The organism is Nocardioides sp., from assembly GCF_025964975.1.
In the GTDB taxonomy this organism is placed as follows: domain Bacteria; phylum Actinomycetota; class Actinomycetes; order Propionibacteriales; family Nocardioidaceae; genus Nocardioides.
This window is the reverse complement of the sequence record NZ_JAOPXV010000039.1, coordinates 1-4670: the sequence shown is the minus strand read 5'-3', so window position 1 is coordinate 4670 and position 4670 is coordinate 1. Positions and strand designations below refer to the sequence as shown.

Annotated in this window: 4 protein-coding genes and 1 pseudogene; 1 reads left to right on the top strand and 4 read right to left on the bottom strand. The window is 69.2% G+C overall.

Annotated features, from left to right (window positions below):
* Both JWN68_RS03005 and JWN68_RS03000 read right to left on the bottom strand, forming a co-directional pair.
* A partial coding sequence (locus tag JWN68_RS03005; RefSeq protein ID WP_297734490.1) for an HAD-IA family hydrolase occupies positions 1-651 on the bottom strand: 651 nt, incomplete at its 3' end.
* Positions 652-701: 50 nt separating this feature from the next.
* A complete protein-coding gene (locus tag JWN68_RS03000) occupies positions 702-2483 on the bottom strand; it encodes a proline--tRNA ligase (RefSeq protein WP_297734488.1) in 1782 nt (593 codons plus the stop codon).
* A gap of 130 nt (positions 2484-2613) precedes the next feature.
* On the opposite strand from JWN68_RS03000, the gene JWN68_RS02995 reads away from it, so the two are divergent.
* Positions 2614-3660, top strand: a complete 1047-nt coding sequence (locus JWN68_RS02995) for a hypothetical protein (protein ID WP_297734487.1) — start codon at positions 2614-2616, stop codon at positions 3658-3660.
* Here JWN68_RS02995 and JWN68_RS02990 read toward each other — a convergent pair.
* Together JWN68_RS02990 and JWN68_RS02985 are read right to left on the bottom strand one after the other, a co-directional pair.
* A complete protein-coding gene (locus JWN68_RS02990) occupies positions 3657-4505 on the bottom strand; it encodes a GNAT family N-acetyltransferase (RefSeq protein ID WP_297734485.1) in 849 nt (282 codons plus the stop codon). The genes JWN68_RS02995 and JWN68_RS02990 overlap by 4 nt on opposite strands.
* 35 nt (positions 4506-4540) lie before the next feature.
* Positions 4541-4670 (bottom strand): annotated as a pseudogene (locus JWN68_RS02985) (4-hydroxy-3-methylbut-2-en-1-yl diphosphate synthase); the annotation flags it as partial.

Here is a 4670-nt window from a genome sequence, read left to right as displayed (position 1 = left end):
CGAAAACCTGCAAAAGTCAGCGCAGCGAGAACACGGCGGCGGGGGCCTGAGCCAAGGACCGCACCACCGCGTCGGAGTGCTCTCGGTGTGGCCGACCTGGTTGCTCGGGATGGAGCTTAGGGGGATGTGGATCGCCTTCAGCCCCGCGTTGTGGGCACCCCAGACGTCGTCGAAGAGCCGGTCCCCCACATAGACGCAGCGCTCGACTCCGACCGACGCCATGGCAGCCTCGAACGCGCGTGGCGACGGTTTCGTCCACGGGATCTCGGAGGTGTAGACGTCGCCGTCGATCAAGTCGTAGACCCCATCGCGCTCGAAGAACCCGACGTGCCAGTCGCGCGGCCAGATGGTGTTGGAGAGCACGCCGATCTTGAGCCCCCTCGCGCGCGGCTCGGCGAATATGTCCCGGCACTCCGGGTGGGTCGCCGTGTGCGGCTCCCAGAAGTCGTAGTAGGCCGCCAGCAGGTCTGGGTCGTGCTCGAGACCCGCCTCGGTGAAGAGGTCGGCGATCGTCGCTGACTGCTGGTGGTCGCGACTGCGCTCCCACACGGCATCGCCCGCGGCATGCAGGCGCGCGGTCACCTCGTGCGGATCGTGGTCGGCGTTGACCACGGCCTGTGCCAGAGCGAGCGACTCGGCGTGGAAGTCCACGTCGTGCCAGGGTCAGGGTTCCGCCCCAGTCGAAGATGACCGCCTCGAGCTCAGGCACGCACGAGCTCCGCGAGGTACGTCGCGGCATCTCCCACTGCCACCTCGGCCCGCTCGCCGGAGGCGCGGTCCCGAACCTCCACCGTGCCGCCCGCCAACCCGCGCCCGACCGTGACGATGGTCGGCACACCGATGAGCTCGGCGTCCTTGAACTTCACGCCGGGTGAGACCTTGCCCGCGCGGTCGTCGTAGAGCACGTCGATCCCGCGGGCGGAGAGCTCCTCGGCCAGGGCCGACGCCGCAGCGAAGATGGCTTCGTCCTTGCCGGCAGCGACGATGTGCACGTCGACGGGAGCCACGTTGCGCGGCCAGACGAGCCCGATCTCGTCGAGGGTGTCCTCCGCGATCGCCGCAACGGCTCGCGACGGCCCGATGCCGTAGGAGCCCATGGTGACGGTGACGAGCTTGCCGTTCTCGTCGAGCACCTTGAGGCCGAGCGCCTCGGCATAGATGCGCCCGAGCTGGAAGATGTGGCCCATCTCGATGCCGCGGGCGGCCTCGAGGGTGCCCTCCGTGCAGTGGGGGCAGTCGTCGCCGTCGCGGATCTCGGCAGCCTCGATCGTCCCGTCGGGGGTGAAGTCGCGACCAGCCACCAGGTCGATGACGTGGGACCCGTTGACGTTGGCGCCGGTCACCCAGCGGGTGCCCTCGACGACCCGGGGGTCGACGAGGTAACGGACCCCCGACCCACCACTTGTCGCAGAGTCCTCTCCCAAGACTTCAGGACCGATGTAGCCCCTCACGAGCGCGGGGTGCCTGGCCAGCTCCGCCTCGTCCATCGCCTCGACCTCGATGGGCTCCAGCTGTCCCTCGAGGCGCTTCTGGTCGACCTCGCGGTCGCCGGGCAGGCCGATGGCCAGGGGCTCGCGGGTGCCGTCGGGGTGCTTGAGCACCACCAGGACGTTCTTGAGCGTGTCGCCGGCCGTCCAGGGGCGGTCCTCGCGGGGGTACGCCGCATTCAGGTGCTCGACCAGCGTGTCGATGGTCGGCGTGGCAGGGGTGTCCTCGGCGTGGGCGGCCGGCGCGTCGGCGTACGACACGGCGGCGGGGGCGCGGACGGTCACGGCTTCCACGTTGGCGGCGTAGTCGCAGTGGGTGCAGCGGACGTAGGTGTCCTCACCGACCTCGGCCTTGGCGAGGAACTCCTCGGACTTCGAGCCGCCCATGGCACCTGAGGTCGCCTTGACGATGACGTACTGGAAGCCGAGCTTGTCGAAGATGCGGATGTAGGCGTCGCGGTGCTTCTGGTAGCTCACGTCGAGGCCGGCGTCGTCGACGTCGAAGGAGTAGGAGTCCTTCATGACGAACTCGCGACCCCGCAGGATGCCGGCGCGAGGACGCGCCTCGTCGCGGTACTTCGTCTGGATCTGGTAGATCGAGAGCGGGAGGTCCTTGTAGGAGGAGTAGAGGTCCTTCACCACGAGGGTGAACATCTCCTCGTGCGTGGGACCGAGGAGGTAGTCGGCCCCCTTGCGGTCCTTGATGCGGAAGATGCCGTCGCCGTAGTCGGTCCACCGCTGACTGGCCTCGTAGGGCTCCTTGGGCAACAGGGCAGGGAACAACATCTCCTGCGCCCCGATCGCGTCCATCTCGTCCCGGATGATCTGCTCGATCTTGCGCAGCACGCGCAGACCCAGCGGCAGCCACGTGTAGAGACCGGGCGCCACCCGCCGGATGTAGCCGGCGCGCACCAGCAGCCGGTGGCTCGCGACCTCTGCGTCGTTGGGGTCGTCACGTAGCGTGCGCACGAACAGGGTCGACATCCTCAGGATCATGTCGAGAAGGATAGGTGTGGGCTCCGCCGCCGAGCGAGGCGGTTTGCGCCGGGGTCGGGGGCTCGCAACGAAAACCCTGTCGGTGGCGTCTGAGACAGTGGAGCAGTTCCCACCGATACCGAGGAGACCCATGACCGACGCACTCCGATCGCTGGCCCGGAAGGCGGCAGTCGCCGTGGCGGCCGTCGTCGTCCTCGGCGGCACGGCCCTGGCGCCCCCCGCGCAGGCCGCTGCGTCGATCGACTTGCAGCCGGAGGACCTGGCCCGAGGTGCCGACATCGCCGTTGCGCACATCGAGGACGGCGACCTGGTGCACGGCGACCGGATCGTCGACGTCGGCGGCGACCGGAGCACCCTGATCGGCCGGTCGGGCCGGGGCTGGCTCGTGGGCACGAGCGACGTCGACGGCGTGGGCGAGTTCCGGGTCGTGAGGGTGGGACCCGACGACTCGACCAGGGTCATCAAGCGCGGCATCTCCGTCTTCGAGCTGACTCTCTCCACGAACGGTCGCTTCTTCGTCCACATGGGACGAGGCACCCGCAGGGCCGTCCCCATCCGGGTGTTCTCGGCACGCACGGGCGAGCTCAAGGCCGAGAAGGACTTCGCCAACTACCCCCAGGTCGTGGGGATGGACGGTCCCATCGTGTTGTTGTCCTCGTGGGCGAAGAGCGACTACGGCATCAGGTCGTGGGACACCCGGACCGACGCGATCGCCGTGGTGTCGAAGAAGCCGGCCAACATCGTCGACCTCGAGCACGGGCTGCTTGCGACGTACACCAAGGATCCCTACCTGGCCGGTTGCGTGCGGCTCACCCGCCTGGGTGCCCCGACCGTCGCGCTGTGGAAGTCGTGCAGCGAGCGGATCGTGGCCTTCTCGCCCGACGGTGAGCGGATGGCGACGGTGCACATCCTCTCCGACGGCCTCGGCCCCAACGAGGTGCAGGAACGCGAGATCGGCGGCACCCTGCTCGGTGACTACTCGACGAACTGGTTCGGAGCGATCACATTCGAGACCAACACCGACCTGTTGCTCGAGGTCAACGGCGACACCATGGCCTCGACCGTCCGGTGCAGCGAGGGTGAGTGCGAGAACGCCAGCGACCCGGTCGCGGCGCGCCACCCCAGGCTCAGCCCCGCGTTGTCGACCCAGCGGGTCGGGTCGGTGGGACCCCGCTAGAACATGAGGGTGGACAGCCGGGTGGTCTCGGTGAACCCCACCCGCTCGTAGGCCGCACGCGCCGGTGCGTTCCACTCGTTGACGTACAGCGAGACGGTCGGCGCGATCCGTTCGCGCACGAGCGCAACCACCGCTGCCATGCCGCCGACCGCAAGGCCCTCGCCCCGTCGGTCGGGATGGACATAGACGCCCTGGACCTGCGCGGCGTACGGCGTGGCACACGCCACCTCCGCCTTGAAGATCACCCGGCCCTCGTCGTCGAACCGGGCGAACGACCACCCTCGCGCGATCAGCTGCTGCACCCGGGCGCGGTAGAGGTCCTTGCCGCCGGCAGTCTCGGGCGACACCCCGACCTCCTCGGTGTACATCGCCACGCAGGCCGGATAGAGCCTGGCGAGGTCTGCCGGCGTGGTCTGGCGGACCTCCGGGTCCGCGGGCACATCTGGGTCGCGGTCGATCTGCAGGTGCGGCTGACGCCACCGCATCTCCCGTGGCGCCGTCCAGCGCTCACCGACCGCCTGCCAGAGCGCCGCGACGACTGGGTGCGGTCCGACGATGGTGGCGGTGGACCGCACGCGCGCCAGCGCCGGCTCCGCGAAGCAGGTCACGTCGTCGGCGGTGCACTGCACCGGCACCAGATTGGCCCCCATGTGACAGCCCGCCACGAGGCGGTCACCCGCGAAGCGCCCCCACCTCTCCCCGCCCAGCCCGCGTGGCTCGAGGTTGGTCACCCGGGCGCGGTAGTCGGCGAACACGTTGACCACCGGATCCTCGGCAGCGAGTGCCAGGAACTCGTCCCGGTCGTCGGGGCCGAGCAGCCGAACATGGGCGCGAGTGGTCAGCACGTTGCGAGCCTAGACCCCAGCCGTGACGTCGAGCCTCAGCTGACGCTGACGGCTGCTCCGGCACCTTCGACGGGCTCCATGCCCTCGGCAAGGCGCAGGGCCTCCTCGATCAGGGTCTCGACGATCTGTGACTCGGGGACGGTCTTGATGATCTCGCCCTTGACG

Excerpts from the sequence above, each read along its gene's own strand:
- JWN68_RS03000 (WP_297734488.1), bottom strand. The coding sequence starts at position 2,483 with ATGATCCTGAGGATGTCGACCCTGTTCGTGCGCACGCTACGTGACGAC.
- JWN68_RS02995 (WP_297734487.1), top strand. The coding sequence starts at position 2,614 with ATGACCGACGCACTCCGATCGCTGGCCCGGAAGGCGGCAGTCGCCGTG.